We start from the raw sequence: 15,537 nt of genomic DNA, 5'->3' as shown, positions 1-15,537 counted from the left end.
TCATGAGAAGAGCAATTGTATTTGTACACGGAAAAAAAGCTGGAATTTTAACTGAAATGACCGCAAACGACTATCATTTTGAATATGATGAAAATTATAAAGGCGAAGCGGTTTCATTGACTATGCCTACATCTCAGCAAAAATATAATTATACATTATTTCCCCCTTTTTTTGAAGGGCTATTGCCTGAAGGCGTGATGTTAGAGGGATTGCTACGTATTGTCAAAATTGATAAAAAAGATTACTTTTCTCAACTGATTGCAACAGGTAATGATTTAGTAGGAGCAGTAACGGTTAAATTTATGGAAGATGAATAGATGTCCAATTACCTATGAATTGTGCGGTACAGAGAAGTACAGTGAAAAAGGACTTCGAATGATAGCTCCTAAGCTGACTTATTTAAATGATTTACCTTACACAGCAGTTGAACTTCGTCAAGAAGCTGCTAATAGAGCTAAAAAGCTATCCATTCAAGGGGTACAACCAAAGCTTAGTGCAGCTATTTCAATAGTGGATCAAGAATTTAAAATTGTTGATCAATTTGGAACCTACATTATAAAACCACAAAACGATTTATTTCCACAATTGCCAGAAAATGAAAATGTAACCATGCGAATGGCTAAAGTTTTTGGTTTAGATGTGCCATTTCACGGGATGGTTTATGGCAAAGATGGTAGTTTGTCTTATTTCATTAAACGTTTTGACCGTTACGGTAAAGGAAATAAGTTAGCGACGGAAGATTTTGCTCAATTAACAGGGAATACACGAGATACAAAATACCGTTTTACGATGGAGAAATTGATTCCTGTCCTTGACGAATTTTGTTCTTTTCCAGCTATTGAAAAAGCAGACTTTTTCAAAAGAATTCTTTTTTGTTATGTTACTGGAAATGAAGATATGCATTTGAAAAATTTTTCATTGATTACCAAAAATGGCAAAACAATGCTTACTCCTGTATATGATTTCTTAAATTCTACCATAGCAATTAAAAATCCTGAAGAAGAAATTGCACTGACTTTGAAAGGGAAGAAAAGCAATTTGAAAGCAGCTGATTTCATAGAATATTATGCAAAAGATAGACTGCAGCTCAATGATAAAACTATATCAATAATCTTAGAACAAATGCAACAAGCAATTCCTAAATGGAAAGAATTACTTGGAATCTCTTTTCTGTCAGAGGATATGAAAGAAAAATATTTGAATTTATTGGAAACCAAAACGCAAATGTTCCAATAATCTAAATTTAAAAAATGCGGTGATTAAGATGATTATTCACCGCATGTCTTAGATTATATATTTTTGCTTACAATAAGTATCCACTATGCAATTATTCTAAAAATTAGGTCTTATATGATAATGCGCATCCTCATAATCCCCAACTATAGCGGAAACCTTTTCTGGTTCTAAATGCTCTTCTGGTGTCAAAAAATCAAAACCAACTTTTTGTGTAGCTATATTTAATAAGTCATTCATTCTTTTTTCAGCTACTTCAAAATCTTTTTTTGTCATTAGAGTCCTTTTTGCATTATTTTTTTATCCAAACTGGAGCTAATTGAATATCATGTACCAAGTTACTAGATTTTTCTTTTTTTAGCAGTTCAATTATTTTCTTCTCTTCATCAATAGTAATTTGATCTATACCAATTTCTCTTAACGTTTGAAGTGTTAAACTACTAATTTCTCCTTTTACTAATAAGTTCTTGGGAGTTTTTTTTTAATTTTATTGTTTTGTTTCCAATTTTTATAACTCTAGGTGCACCATCAGTGAGGTATATTAGTTTCATTGGAATTTGTGTACTCATTCCTAATGCATTTAATGCGTATACTACAGTAGGAACGATTTTAATACTGTCCCTTCTTTTAATACCCATTGCCACTTCTTCTGCAGAAGGCACTACAGCTCCCTTTAGTTTACTTATTATTGGGCGTACATAAATTCCTTGGGCAATTCGGGTAATTACTACTTGTTTTTCAAGACGATGTAAAGCCAAACGCACCGCTTCCGAAGACTCTAAATTATTGTAATCCTCGGGAAATAATAAAACTCCTCTTTTTGTTTTTAAAACGGTCTTTTTTATGTTTTCTTGTATACTTTGCATCATCATAGGATTACTAAACTGTAATAAATATAGTTTAAATTTGTTACAAATTATTAATGATAAGAATAGATTTAGAAATAATATTTGAATAGGTATGAAATTAAATTACCAACTTAATCACCGCGAATATGCGGCGATTAAACTGTTTTTTCACCGCATACTGTTCAGGGGCTACGGTGAGTTTATTATAAAATTAAGCCGTTTTCGGATTTACCCAATTTTTCCGACACAAAACTAACTTCAAATTAAGCTTAAAACCTAAATTGCTCCTAGCATGAGTTAGCAGTAGTAACTCTTGATTAATAACCAAAAATATTGATCTCATATTGATTTTGAAGATAAGTTTCGGGCGTATATGAAAAGCTGTGATTTATTTCATCATACCGATTTACTACTCCATGGTCCATTTGTGTTTGGAATAGCAATGTATATAAATCTTCTTCAAACAGTTCTATAAAAGTTGTGTAATATAATGGCTCAAAATATACGTTTTCAGCGTGAGCTGCAATTATAATCGAGATATCGGATTTAAGTTTTTTTCTTTTGCGCATTTGTATGCCTACTTTTTTATATAGATGGGCATCTTCTTTAAAATAACTTAATAAAAAATAAGTCTTATTCTCCTTAATAACAGGAAGTAATGTGATGAAAACGTTTTCCATTCTACCTTCCGAATGCGGAATATCGACACCTTCAAAATCAAAATCTAAATAAAAAGATGAAGAACAAGCGATTGGGTAGAAAAGAGACAATTCAAAAACATCGGTTTTGATAATTGAATAATCTTTTTTTGCAATGGCATTATCAAAAATTCGACGATTTTCAATAATATCATTTTCTGCTTGTCCTCCAAAATTCATAAATGTTGAAACTTCCATTTTTTTATGGGATGCAACAACAAAACTGCGATATGCAAATAAGAAATTTTGCTCTTCGGTTTTTCGATATGGAAAATTTTCAATCGCATTAAAGATTGCATCATGTGTATTACAAAATCCCCAAAATATAGAAGCTACTTTCTTTTTAATTACTTTTCCTTTTAAACCAACTGTTTGAAACTTATATGTAATAACTTCATGGTTTTTGGATATTGTACTAAGAACTCCGTTATTTTGAATAGAATGTGCCGCACTGACGAAAATTTTGCCTGCCGAATCTAAGTTACATGATGCCCTACTTGCTTCAACATGCCAACAGAATTTTGAATCTTCAATAGATCTTTCCATTACTTCTTTCATCACAACCATTAAATCTTCAGACGTGATGTTAGTCAAATGAAATTTATTAAATACATGATATGCATGTGGTCCTCTTAATCGAATTTTTGGCAATTTATTTATAGTATTAATAAACTCTCCGTACATTTCAGGATTAAGCCCAGCTTTGCGGAAATCGCGCATAACTTCATAAATCTTTTCGTGATTTATTTGAGGGGTTTCGAGATATTTTAAAATGTTTGACATGGACGACTAAATTGAGATTTTTGTTATTGGTACTAACATTTTAATACGATCTTAATTACTCTATTTAAAGAATACTGATCTAATATCGAAAGATAAAGTTTTTTCAAAAGGAAAATTTTTTAGCCACAACGGAACTAGCCATTTTGGCTAGCAAAGGGTATCCGGTAATTCTAAAACTAATCGTCATTTTCTTTAAAAAGTTTTTCCATATCGACTTCAAGAAATTTGTACACCCAATTTCTAATCACACAATATTCATCCACTTTTGTTGTGTTCAATCGATCAACAGTTTTTACAGGATAACGATGGTCATCACGAATATGCAAAATAAAGTCTAACGAAAAGCTTCTCAAGCTTTTAAGCCCAATACTTTTAAAAGCTTCGTCAGACTCACTACTATCCTTAAAATTAATTTCAAATTTACCAAGGGGGGACTGGCGATATCCAAAACTTCCCCATTTGAGAATGTCGTCATCTTTCATATAAAAGAAATATTCATGAGGAATGGTTGCGTAAAAATCGAATTCGTCTTTATAAGTGGGGAAACAATACTCGACAAAGTCTTTGTAAGCCAGTTCTAAATGTCTAAAGAACTCTGAAACATACTGTTTTGCCTGAACTTCACTAAACTGCGCTATTCTAACATAATTCCAATTGTCCTTTCTGTTTTGCTCATAGAACTCTTTTGCTCGATTGATTGATACATCTGGTAGCGGTAAATAATGTTCAAGAATTTGATCATAGCCTTTTTCAATCAATATCTGTGTAGCTTTAAATAATTCTTCAAAAGGAACAACATCCCCACTTCCAGTAATTTTTGGAATATCAACATTCTCATGCAATGCTTTTTCAATTGTTTCCTCCATTACCGTACGATCCAAATTTTTATATTTGTAAAATTCGATCAGTCGAAATCTATTTATCCGATGCTGTAGGTCTTTTAAATCGATTGGATAAATCTCTTTGAATCTTGGCATATAAAATTCTTCAATTTTGATCTCAAAATATAGCCTTTTATGATAGTGATAAAGAATTACCGCAACTTCCTCCATTAATAGAACATCAGAATTGTACGCAGTAAGCCTACCTTTTTCAAGTATTTTCTTCAGTTGTTCGAATATATTCTTCTTAACGATTCTGTTTTGATCTTTGATAAGTAATGATGTATTACTACCATGTACAGTTTTAATTCCTTTTTCCCACCAAAAATCGTAGCCACTGTTTGAAAAATCGTTAAAATTTGAGTAAGCAATCTTTTGAGTTGAATTCGGAGTCATACGAAAAAGTGCATAACCATCATTTTTGATTAAATCATTGGGTAACATTATTCCAATATCACCATCCGTGTTAGGATCAAACTTATCTTTAAACTTTCTGAAATTTTCATCCAGATAGGAATTATGACTTATCACGTATTCCAATGATTTATCTTGTTTAAATTTTACTAAGGTTCTTAGATGAGAAGAACTTGCATTTTCGATATAAAAATCCAAAGCACTTTTACCAATGTGGTTTTGATAGAAATCACAAAGTACATTGTAGAATTCGTCCTCAGAAAGTTTATCAAGTTTATACGAATGAAAATAAATTATATAATCCCGAATTTTTGAATAGTAAAACGAAACATTATATGAATCTTCATTATTAGACTTAATAAGAATGTTTCTGGTAAATAAATCTTCCGGAATATTGTCATCAAGTGAAAAATCTAATTTTTCTAGAAGATGGTTCACATCTAAACCTTCGTTCTTATATGCTGCCCACGAATCGTATTTATAGTTAAGAATTATTTTTCCAATAGCCGAAAGTATTCTCAAACCGGAGATGTAACCAATATGTGTTTCAACTAATGATTGGTTTAAATATTTGTTTATTAGATCCTTATCATTGATTTTTTCTGGTATGTTTTTATTGCAGTATACCTGACTGAAAATTTTTAGAAAAAATCCACTTTTTAATTCCTTAAGCAAATATTGTGAGATAATGCCTTTAAAGCCAAATGCTTTTTGATACAGCGGAATTATCTTTTCTAGTTCTTTATCTGAAAAATCTTTCAGCAGAAAACCTGGACTATTATCTAAATTTATTATGGTATTTATTTAACTCTTCATAAAGATAAGTGGGCTTATTTTTTATCTTTAAAATAGCGTTCCAAATATTTGATTTACAACTTATAATAATTTTTACTTTATCAAGGTTTTTAGCAATCAAAGAAATTTCACTTAATTCTATTGCGATGTCAGGGTTTCTGCTTTCATCTATTGCATCAATAAATATGAGAACTGTCTTATTTGCAGATCTTCCAATTTGATCTAGTTTTTTAAGTACTACATCAGCTTCACTTCTGCTAGAAAAAGTAATATTTAAATCTTTTGTTATGCATTCCAAAGGGGATATTATTATTGCAGCGTTATAGAATAAAACAAACTTATCTTCTAAGTTTTGAAGCGCTAAAGAACAAATAGTATTTGTTTTGCCAACCCCAGCATTACCTACTAACCCAAATATAGATTCAGGAGAATTTAAAAAATTTCCAAATGCAATTTGTAACTCCTCACGTTGAACATAAAGTTCTTTGATAAATTTAGAATAATGGCTATTTACATTACCAATGATTGAACCCATTCTATCATATACTTGGGATTCGCAAAATATCTTTAAATTTTCGGCAGATAGCGAAATAAAGTTTTTCAGGGCTTCATACCTAATCCTAAGATCTTCATCAGTAGATAAATTATAGCCATTTGTCAAAAAAGTAGACTTCCTAGAAATGTTTCCGGTTAATTCTTTTCTAGTAATTGAGTCAAAAATCCTAGTTATTTTTCCATTGCTTATTATTGTAAATGGTGCTATATCATCTAGCAATAATCTAGCATACGAAATGCCTTGGTCTATATCATTCTGTGTTATTTCAATTGAATCATTTTTAAGTTCAATTACAAATAGATTTTTATCATTTTTTTTACAAAGTATATCTGCCCTTCCAGTAACATGTTTTCCCTTTCCTAGTCGTATGCTAAATGAATGCTCAAGAAATATCTCTGAAACATCAAATCCTAAATCATGTAAGTATGGTAATAATAGCTTACCTCTAATATCTTCTTCGTTCATAATTAAATATTTAATATAGAAAGCAAATTTTTTGATTTAATGAGAGTTAACCTCTTGGTACTACAACGGGATTTGCCAAGTCATCCCAAATACAAAACCAACTTTCCATTAAGCCAATTGGCTAAATTCGTTCTAATATGTGGTACTAGCAGGCACTTACTTTTTCTGATTATCTAGCAAGGAAACCAAATCAATGGGTCTAAAATTTGTACTACTAAAATTGCTATTTGTTCTAAAGATTATTCCTTGTCTTATTTTTGGAATTAAATCTAAATCTTCTGGTTTGATTGGAAAAGAATCGGTTAGCGTGTTATATTTGGGATAAGCAACTAGTAGATAATTTGTGTCTTCAGGATTTGAAAGATTTATTTTATCGTAAACGTGAAACCCTTTTTTTGCCAAAGAATCAAAATCCTGGAAGTATTGGCTTTTATTGTCAGTTTCCAAATCGATAATGAACTCTGAAACATTTTCATTTCTTCCACTATTGAAGCGTTCAGGAAGTTCATCTACTATATTATGAAATTCATCATTTCGATTTTCTTGCTCGAAAAGAAACTTCGGGAGAACTCCGCCACCTGACGTTACGACACACAAACGTTTATAATAATCAGCAAAATAATAATTTATGTCTAAGAAGAATTGCTCTTCTGAAAAATCTAAATCCATCATCCAAAAACTTGTTTACAATTTTGACATCTTCTAATAGTTTGACCTGTTCTTGGTCTAATTGCTCGGGTAAACGTTATATCCCCAATCGAAACACTTGGCCTCAACAAAATGATCTTATTTGATGCTCGAACTTCGCAGCAACATCCGACATAGTTATCAAGTCCTTTTTTGCCAAGAGGTGCAATTTTTACTAATTCTTTTTCCAATTTACTACAGATAGGATTTGGATGTTTTCCACTATGAGCAACCTCTTTATTACTTAGATGCTCAGCACCAATAATTGTAGCAGGTAGTTTATTCGTCCTTTTATGTTTAGCAAATAATTTCTCTGAAAAACTTCTCAGTTTTCTATTTAAAATTTCTGATGGCATATATGTATTTGTTATATTGTGGTACGTTAACAGTAACACATTATTTCCTTAGTATAAACAGAGTCCTTTTTCTTTGTCATAGCTGTACTCGATTAAGTTTATTGTAAGTTATTTCAATTGTTTTTCTTAAGAGATGATTGACTGGAATTAATAAAAGACTTTGCCTATCTTCAAATCCTTTATGTCCATGAAATAAATTGCATCGTATATAATAAAATAAGCTTAACACAGCTCTTACTTGTTTGTTAGTATTATCTGATCGAAGAGAATCTAAAAGTTGTAAATCTCTAATTCTTTGCGGTATTCCCCAATCTAAAATAATGTGAAACAATTCCTGATCTATTATTGTGCATATTTCAGCTAAATCATTGATGCTTTGTTCATCATTCAATAAATTTTCATGATAAAATGTAGGTTTCAAATATCTCATTACGTACTCTGTGGCTGCCGTTTTATCTTTAAAATTATGTGTAACGTTGCTGCCGTTTTTCATAAGTTCGGTAGTTACTTCCATATAAAGAGAATTGTAAACCACATACAAGGAAGTAAATTTATCAAAATGATTCGAAAGCGTATTACCATTATAAGCGTCTGCTTTTCCAAGCCAATTACCGTAGAAATTTCTGAATTGTTCTGTCATTATTTTATTATTTGGGCAATCTTCCGCATTTATGATAAACGTTTATATCCTCGTGACAAAATTGCGGCTGTAAAGCTGTACTATATAGATAGACACTATTGAGTTTCACATTTCAACTGCTAATTTATATTTAATTTATTACAAATCACATTTAATAATTAATATAGCATTCTTACAGATTCTAAGCCATCATCCCCTTCACAAAAACCTCCACAAACTCTTTCATTTTCGCTATAATTCGATCACCAATGGTTCTAGCTTGCAGGATGCTTGGTCTGTTGTCTAAGCATTGAAAAACTTCATCTTTTATGGGTTCTCTGCCGCTGTATATGTAGGCATCTATTAAAGATTTGAATTGTGCTTTATCCAAGTGTTCCTCCTCGCAGAGTTTGCCTAATGCCAAGACTTTTTGATCTTGCCAGTATTTTTCAAATTCGTCCTCAATAGAATCACCGTCTTTGATGTTGGGCATGTTTTCATCAATGAATTTTTGAATCAATTCTCGTTTGCTTCGTAACTGAATGTCTCCACCTAATAAATCAATGATGGCTTTCTTTTGTGCAGCAGCAGCGGTTGGTGTTTTCTCCCCTTTTAGTTGCGCTAACAATTTCAGAATGTACGCCACGTTGATTTGGTCGGTATGGATTAATTCTAATTCAAAATCAATGTCGTCCAGAATCGATGTCTTTTTCTTTTCATTATCCTGCTTCACCTTTTGGTAAATGTCAAGATACTTGGCTTTGTAATCTTCGTATTCTTGCTCATCAATACCTAAATCCTGCCAGTCAAAATCAGTGTAGGATTGCAATACATTCATGGCTCGCATCAACTTTCTGAACGCTTGTACAAATTGCGCATCTTCTTCTTCGTTTTTTAAATCATTTACACTTTGATATGTGGGCGTAATTTCTCTTAAAAGTTTCAAGGCCTCATCAAACTTCTCCGCAATTGCTTCATAATCGGGCATGGTAACTACTTCAACAGCCTCTTTATTCGAAAACAAAGTAATGGCATCATCAGTAGCTTTTTTAAGATTTCTAAAAGCCAAAATGTTTCCTTGTGACTTCTGTTCTCCTAATATCCTGTTGGTTCTGGAATACGCCTGAATCAATCCGTGTTGCTTCAAGTTTTTATCTACATAAAGTGTATTTACTTTTTTTGCATCAAAACCGGTAAGCATCATGTTGACTACAATCACAATATCCAATCGGTCTTTCTCGTGATTGAAGTTTTCTTTTTCCCGATCTTTTAATCGTTGGCTAATGTTTTTGAAGTAATTCTCAAATTGTTGGCTGTCCTTGGTCGAAAAACTGGTATTGTACATTTTGTTGTAATCACCAATGTATTTTTCTAGCTTGTCTCTGGTGTGTTTGGATTGATAACTGGCTTTTGGTTCTGCTGCCATATTAAAATCATCATCACTCGGCAAGAAATCTTGTGCTTCTTCTGAATCTTCATTGGTACCATACGTAAAAATAGTAGCAATGCGCAAATCGTGTACTCCAGCTTCTTTCTTTTGTTGAAAAAGGTCATAATACTGAATCACATTATCAATACTGCTTACTGCTAACAGTGCCGAATAGTCTTTATTGAATGTTTTTTGATCGTGATACGCAATAATGTAATCTACAATTTTATTGATTCTCTTTTCCGAATCCAGCACTTCTTGCTTGTCAATGTCCTCTACTTCTATGTCAATAAAAGCACTGCTCTTGTTCTTGTATTTCCCAACATATTCAATCCCAAAACGCAAAACATTTTGATCTCGAATAGCATCTGTAATGACGTATTTGTGCAAGCAGTTGCCAAACAAATCTTTGGTGGTGCGCTTTCCTAAATCATTCTTAGACGCATTTTCGGCAAAAATAGGTGTTCCTGTAAAACCGATTAGCTGACTTTTTTCAAAGAATTTGGTAATACGGTCGTGTGTTTCTCCAAATTGTGAACGGTGGCACTCATCAAAAATAAAAACGATTTTCTTATGTCGTAAAGCTTCTATTTTACCTGAAAACCGTTCCGAAATGGCATTGTTCAATTTTTGTATGGTAGTCAAGACTAGCTTGGTATTGTCAGTCAATTGCCTTACTAACGATTGGGTATTATTAGTAACATCGACACTGTCTTTTTTGAACGCGTTGAACTCGTTCATGGTTTGGTAATCCAAATCTTTTCTGTCGACTACAAAAACGACTTTATAGACTTCTGGCAATTCCATTAAAATTTGGCTGGCCTTAAAGGAAGTTAAGGTTTTACCCGATCCTGTGGTGTGCCAAATGTAGGCGTTGTCATTGGAGTTTTTGACTTGGTGAATAATCGCTTCGGTAGCAAAAAATTGATACGGACGCAAGATCATCATCACTTTATGGGTTTCGTTAATAACGATATAATGCGCAATCATTTTACCCAAATGATTTGGGTTTAAGAAAGCAGCTGTAAATTCTGTTAACTCGGTGATGTTTTTATTCTTATCATCAGCCCAAAAGAAGGTTTGTTTGACCGATTGCAATTTGTTGTTTGCCAAATATTTGGTATTAACTCCATTACTTATAACAAACAATTGTACGTATTGAAACACACCATGATTACTCCAAAAAGAATGATTTTGGTAGCGATTGATTTGATTAAAAGCTTCTTTGATTTCAATACCCGAACGTTTGAGTTCTATTTGTACCAATGGCAAACCATTTACCAAAAGCGTCACATCAAACCGGTTCTTGTAGCTTCCTTCCAGACTTATTTGATTAGTAACTTGAAATAAATTTTTGCTATTATCCTCTTCATTGAAAAAACGAACATAAAACGTAGTCCCATCTTCCTTGGTCAATTGCAAACGATCTCGAAGTGTTTTGGCTTTTTCGAAAACATTGCCTTTGGCTAAATGATTGAGAATAGCATCAAACTCCTTGGCTGTAAAGGTGGTTTCGTTAAAAAGTTCGAGCTGACTTTTTAGATTAGCAACTAAAGCGGAACCATCTTGAATTTTAACAGACGAATAGTTTAAGCCTATCAATTGCTTGATTAGGTTGTTTTCTAATAGGGCTTCGGATTGATGGCTCATATTTATTAAATTAATTCATCATATTTATAAATCTGGCCTTCGTTATAATCAAAGACATCAAGCACTTTATTTAATTTTTCTTCTTTTTTACAAAAATCATGAACTGTTTTCCATGAAATAAAATAATATCCTGTTTGATTAATCGCTGTAAAATCTTTGATCTCATTGACAGTTGATGGAATAATACCAACATAGTAAGCTTCCTCACATTCAATCATTTGAAAAGCATTTAAAACAATTTTATGACTTCCAATTTGTCTTTTACCTGTAAAATTTGTTTCTTTTAGTTTTTCAATTTTAATTTCATCCAAATTTGTGATTAGTAATTTCTTTAAATAAAGCTGTGAAAATAAATTTGACCAATAATTAGTCGGCTTTTGGATAATTTCATCCTTATTTAATTGAATGTGATTTTTATATTGAGTATTGATATTCCAATTCGATTTTAAAGTTTTCACTTTGCCTTCAATAAACAATACTTTTTTATCTTCTGGCTTTTCTTCTTTTGGATTTTTGTAATGAGTGATAATTACTAAATCAGCATCACCAAACTCTGAAAAAGATTGCTCTAAAAGGATTGTATAATTTATGGGTTCACCCAAGTCAAATGTTTCTGGTAAATTCATTAAACCAATAAATTTACCCATCAACTCATTATCATCACCAATGGAGAATATTAATGAATTAATTATACCACGCTCTGAATACCCTAATATTTTCATTTTCTAAAAAATATTTTATCTATTATTCCTTTCATTGATGGCTTTCTCTAATTCTTCTTCTGTTGTAACTCTCATTAAATTTGAATACTGACCAATCCACCCATCCAATTGCACAAGCCAAATAGGTTCCATCCATTCATAAAGAGTTACTTTATCTTTTTTTCTTTCAAATGTCTTATGTTCTTGTTTTGAAATTTCTTCAAACCCAAGTTTTTTTATTAAGGCGATTGTTAATTTCATTTTTTTTATATTTTATTTTTAAACAAACATTTGCTGCAATAAGCCTTTCTTGAAAGTTTGTGTTTGGTTAATTTGCTGATTAACACTTTCTATTTTAGCATCGATACTTGTTAAGAAATTAGCTGTTTTTTGTTGTTCAGGAAGAGAAGGAAGGTCTACAATAAATGTTCGGAAATCTTTAGTTGTGAAACTTGCTTGATTAACTGCTGGTTTAGTAATAGATTGAATAAAATCATTATATTTCTTCAAATTAAAATAATTAATCATAAAACGACTGGTTACCTTATAATTAAAACGTAAACGCATCAAATTTGTAGTGAAAATTGTTTTTCGTTTCAATAAATCCGAAAAGATAGCCACTTTACCTATCTGAGCGATACTATTAATAAAATTCACTAGTAAATCTCCTTCACACAGAACATAATTTTCCAAATTAGCTCCTTGATCATCTATTTCGAACCAATATTTAATGTCTGTTATATCTATTCTACCATTTTGTAAATTATTAGAACGAATTATAGGTAAGCCAATATCCGTATCACTCAACATTCTAGAAATACCACTTTGCATTAATGTTACTAAATCTCCCAACTTTTTCTCTTCCCAATCCGCATAATCTCTCCCATTCTCGTCTTTAAATCTCAATTTTCCAGAGAACAATTGTTGCATAACGCCTTTTTTATATTGCTCTAACAATTCCTTTTTTCGGGAAAGTTGCTGTATTTTTTCATCGACTGCACTTAAAAAAGAAGCTATTTTTTGTTGTTCTGGAAAGATGGGAATTGAAACTTGATATTGCAACAAATCAACAACAGTAATGTTAGCTTGATTTGCATTACCTCTTGCAATACTTTTCATGTAATGTTGGTATCTTTTAGTATTTATCAGCCCAATAATATATCTATTATCAACATTTTTAATGTTTTCAAATTTCAACATATTTTGATTTAATAATCCTTCATTATCATTTTGAATTAAGATACCTCTTCCAACAGCAGATTCAATCATTTCAGGTTTTGAGCCGACGGTAGTTATAATAATATTTCCTGACTTTAATTTATATTTATCATACAATTTAGATTTTGATTCATTAATATAAACCTTCTCATTATCATTCTTAATTCTATCAGAAGATAAATCAGAGACTCTCACAATTCTTACTCCATTTTCTTGATAATCTTCAGACTTAAATGCAAATCCTTTTACATATTTTGTAAGATCATTTAAGAGACAATTTTTCCATTCCCCTTCAAACTCTTGAAATCGCAATTCAGGAACGAGAGTTTTTTTCTTTTCGATATCTAATGTTACGGTACTCATTAAAATGGTGTTTCAATTCCTAATTCAGTACAAAATTCAGTAATCGTAGCATCGGTAGTATTTCCCAAGGCTGCCAATTCTCGTAATTCGGTGGTTATAGCTTTTAAATCTACCACATCTTCTTCTTCAAATGTATCTACATAACGAGGAATGTTCAGGTTATAATCGTTGGTGGCAACTTCGCTTAATGAGGCAATGTGGCTGTATTTATTTTCTTCAGTTCGGTTCTCGTAGGTGCTAATAATTTTATCAATGTCTTCGGTACGTAATACGTTTTGGGTTTTCACCTTTTCGTAATGTTGGCTTGCATCAATAAATAAAATGTCTTTAGCATGTATTCTTTTTTTCTTCAAGACCAAAATGCATGTTGGTATACTCGTACCGTAAAAGATATTAGCTGGCAATCCAATTACAGCATCCAAGTAGTTTTTATCTTGTATTAAATATTGGCGTATATGTCCTTCTGCACCACCCCTAAACAAAACACCGTGAGGTAAAACAATTGCCATAGTTCCATTATCATCCAGCTGGTGTACCATGTGTTGCACAAAAGCAAAATCAGCTTTACTGCTTGGGGCAAGTTTTCCATAAGCCGAGAAACGATCATCGTTCATAAACAAAGGGCTGGCACTCCAATTAGCAGAAAAAGGAGGATTGGCAACAATGGCTTCAAAACGCATGTCTAAATGTTGTGGGCGTACTAAGGTATCCTCGTTCTTAATATCAAAACGTTTGTAGTGTACATCATGCATAATCATGTTCATACGACACAAGTTGTAGGTCGTAGGGTTCATTTCCTGACCGTAAAAAGCACTCACATCTTTCACTTCTTTCGCCACACGCAATAGCAAAGAACCGGAACCGCAAGTAGGATCGTAAACACTCTTGAGTTGGTCTTTGCCAACGGTTACCAGTTGTGCCAAAATGCTGCTTACTTGTTGCGGAGTATAAAATTCTCCTGCTTTTTTTCCTGCACCACTGGCAAATTGCCCAATTAAATATTCGTAGGCATCACCCAAAACATCACTATCGGTATTTTCTAAATCAAAATCAATTTCATCTAAATGAACTAACACTTTTACAATCAATTCATTTTTGTCAGCTTCTGATTTTCCTAGTTTGTGGCTAGTTAAATCTAAGTCTGAAAACAAGTTACCAAAATCTTCCTCGCTTTCAGAACCCATCGTACTTTGCTCAATGTGCGTGAGGACTTTGGCTAAATCACCAAGAATGAAATTGTTTTTTCCACCTGCTTTGCCTCTTCGTGCCAATTCTGAAAACAAATCGGAAGGTTCTAGGAAAAACCCCAATTTATCAATCGATAATTGTTTAATTTCTTGCATCAAGACTTCTTCCTCAGGATGTCCTCCGATTTCTTGAAAAGTCAAATCGTCTGGCTTTAGGATAGTGTTGGCATACAAATCCATTTTTGTACTCAGGTATTTGTAGAAAATAAAACCTAATATGTAATCTCTAAAATCGTCGGCATCCATTTTCCCTCGAAGAGTGTTTGCAATATTCCAGAGTTGTTGTTCTAATTTTTGTTTTTGTTCGGCTGCCATTAAGCAATTATTGTTTTTGAATTTAATAACTGCTAAAGTATCGAATATATACGGAAGTGTAAAGAGGAAAAACGTAAATAGTGAAGAAATATCTTTCTTTTACTATGTTTTTAGTTGTTATAAAGTTATTCTGGGACTATAAGCTAGTAGCCGAAGTCGGTTTGGATATGCAAATAAAACCCGCAGTATTAGTTAAGCAACATTTTTAAAATTATTTTTCTGTTTCCAGAATTCTTCTATTGTTTTGTAATCTAAGGCGGAATGCCTTCTTTTTCTGTT

14 protein-coding genes and 1 pseudogene are annotated in these 15,537 nt (G+C 32.1%); 2 read left to right on the top strand and 13 right to left on the bottom strand.

The genetic code is table 11. From position 1 onward, the window contains the following. Nucleotides 1-2: 2 nt before the first annotated feature. Both ACNQGJ_RS14900 and ACNQGJ_RS14895 read left to right on the top strand, forming a co-directional pair. Nucleotides 3-317 (top strand): HipA N-terminal domain-containing protein, encoded by a 315-nt coding sequence (locus ACNQGJ_RS14900; RefSeq protein WP_417974494.1) that lies wholly within the window; start codon nt 3-5, stop codon nt 315-317. Beyond that, on the top strand, nt 310-1,236 hold the full coding sequence (locus tag ACNQGJ_RS14895; protein WP_417974495.1) for a HipA domain-containing protein: 927 nt from the start codon (nt 310-312) through the stop codon (nt 1,234-1,236). Before ACNQGJ_RS14900 ends, ACNQGJ_RS14895 begins: the two co-directional genes overlap by 8 nt. 96 nt (nt 1,237-1,332) lie before the next feature. Here the strand turns inward: ACNQGJ_RS14895 and ACNQGJ_RS14890 are convergent, their stop codons facing one another. From ACNQGJ_RS14890 to ACNQGJ_RS14830, 13 genes and pseudogenes are all read right to left on the bottom strand, one after another. Beyond that, nucleotides 1,333-1,509 (bottom strand): hypothetical protein, encoded by a 177-nt coding sequence (locus tag ACNQGJ_RS14890; RefSeq protein WP_417974497.1) that lies wholly within the window; start codon nt 1,507-1,509, stop codon nt 1,333-1,335. A gap of 16 nt (nt 1,510-1,525) precedes the next feature. Then, nucleotides 1,526-2,099: pseudogene (locus ACNQGJ_RS14885) on the bottom strand (DUF6088 family protein). 299 nt (nt 2,100-2,398) lie between these two features. Next, nucleotides 2,399-3,562, bottom strand: a complete 1,164-nt coding sequence (locus tag ACNQGJ_RS14880; protein ID WP_417974499.1) for a hypothetical protein — start codon at nt 3,560-3,562, stop codon at nt 2,399-2,401. Between the two features lie 176 nt (nt 3,563-3,738). Continuing rightward, nucleotides 3,739-5,379, bottom strand: a complete 1,641-nt coding sequence (locus ACNQGJ_RS14875; protein ID WP_417974501.1) for a hypothetical protein — start codon at nt 5,377-5,379, stop codon at nt 3,739-3,741. A gap of 256 nt (nt 5,380-5,635) precedes the next feature. Further along, nucleotides 5,636-6,673, bottom strand: a complete 1,038-nt coding sequence (locus ACNQGJ_RS14870; protein ID WP_417974503.1) for a type I restriction enzyme HsdR N-terminal domain-containing protein — start codon at nt 6,671-6,673, stop codon at nt 5,636-5,638. A gap of 156 nt (nt 6,674-6,829) precedes the next feature. Further along, on the bottom strand, nt 6,830-7,345 hold the full coding sequence (locus tag ACNQGJ_RS14865; RefSeq protein ID WP_417974505.1) for a hypothetical protein: 516 nt from the start codon (nt 7,343-7,345) through the stop codon (nt 6,830-6,832). Beyond that, nucleotides 7,342-7,716, bottom strand: coding sequence for a hypothetical protein (locus tag ACNQGJ_RS14860; protein WP_417974507.1), 375 nt, complete (start codon nt 7,714-7,716; stop codon nt 7,342-7,344). The genes ACNQGJ_RS14865 and ACNQGJ_RS14860 overlap by 4 nt, the downstream gene beginning before the upstream one ends. A gap of 76 nt (nt 7,717-7,792) precedes the next feature. Then, the gene (locus ACNQGJ_RS14855; protein WP_417974509.1) at nt 7,793-8,356 is read right to left on the bottom strand and encodes a hypothetical protein; all 564 of its coding nucleotides are present in this window, start codon (nt 8,354-8,356) and stop codon (nt 7,793-7,795) included. Nucleotides 8,357-8,537: 181 nt separating this feature from the next. Continuing rightward, entirely contained in the window at nt 8,538-11,414 is a 2,877-nt protein-coding gene (locus tag ACNQGJ_RS14850; RefSeq protein ID WP_417974511.1) for a type I restriction endonuclease subunit R, read from the bottom strand. A gap of 5 nt (nt 11,415-11,419) precedes the next feature. Next, the gene (locus ACNQGJ_RS14845) at nt 11,420-12,136 is read right to left on the bottom strand and encodes a hypothetical protein (RefSeq protein ID WP_417974513.1); all 717 of its coding nucleotides are present in this window, start codon (nt 12,134-12,136) and stop codon (nt 11,420-11,422) included. Nucleotides 12,137-12,151: 15 nt separating this feature from the next. Beyond that, the gene (locus tag ACNQGJ_RS14840) at nt 12,152-12,376 is read right to left on the bottom strand and encodes a hypothetical protein (protein ID WP_417974515.1); all 225 of its coding nucleotides are present in this window, start codon (nt 12,374-12,376) and stop codon (nt 12,152-12,154) included. 18 nt (nt 12,377-12,394) lie between these two features. After that, nucleotides 12,395-13,696: a restriction endonuclease subunit S gene (locus ACNQGJ_RS14835; RefSeq protein ID WP_417974517.1), complete on the bottom strand. Its 1,302-nt coding sequence runs from the start codon at nt 13,694-13,696 to the stop codon at nt 12,395-12,397. Then, nucleotides 13,696-15,258: a type I restriction-modification system subunit M gene (locus ACNQGJ_RS14830; protein ID WP_417974519.1), complete on the bottom strand. Its 1,563-nt coding sequence runs from the start codon at nt 15,256-15,258 to the stop codon at nt 13,696-13,698. Before ACNQGJ_RS14830 ends, ACNQGJ_RS14835 begins: the two co-directional genes overlap by 1 nt. Nucleotides 15,259-15,537: the final 279 nt, after the last annotated feature.

The organism is Flavobacterium cryophilum (assembly GCF_048286555.1).
In the GTDB taxonomy this organism is placed as follows: Bacteria; Bacteroidota; Bacteroidia; order Flavobacteriales; family Flavobacteriaceae; genus Flavobacterium.
The sequence above is the reverse complement of the archived record's forward strand: the minus strand, read 5'-3'. Positions and strand labels throughout refer to the sequence as shown.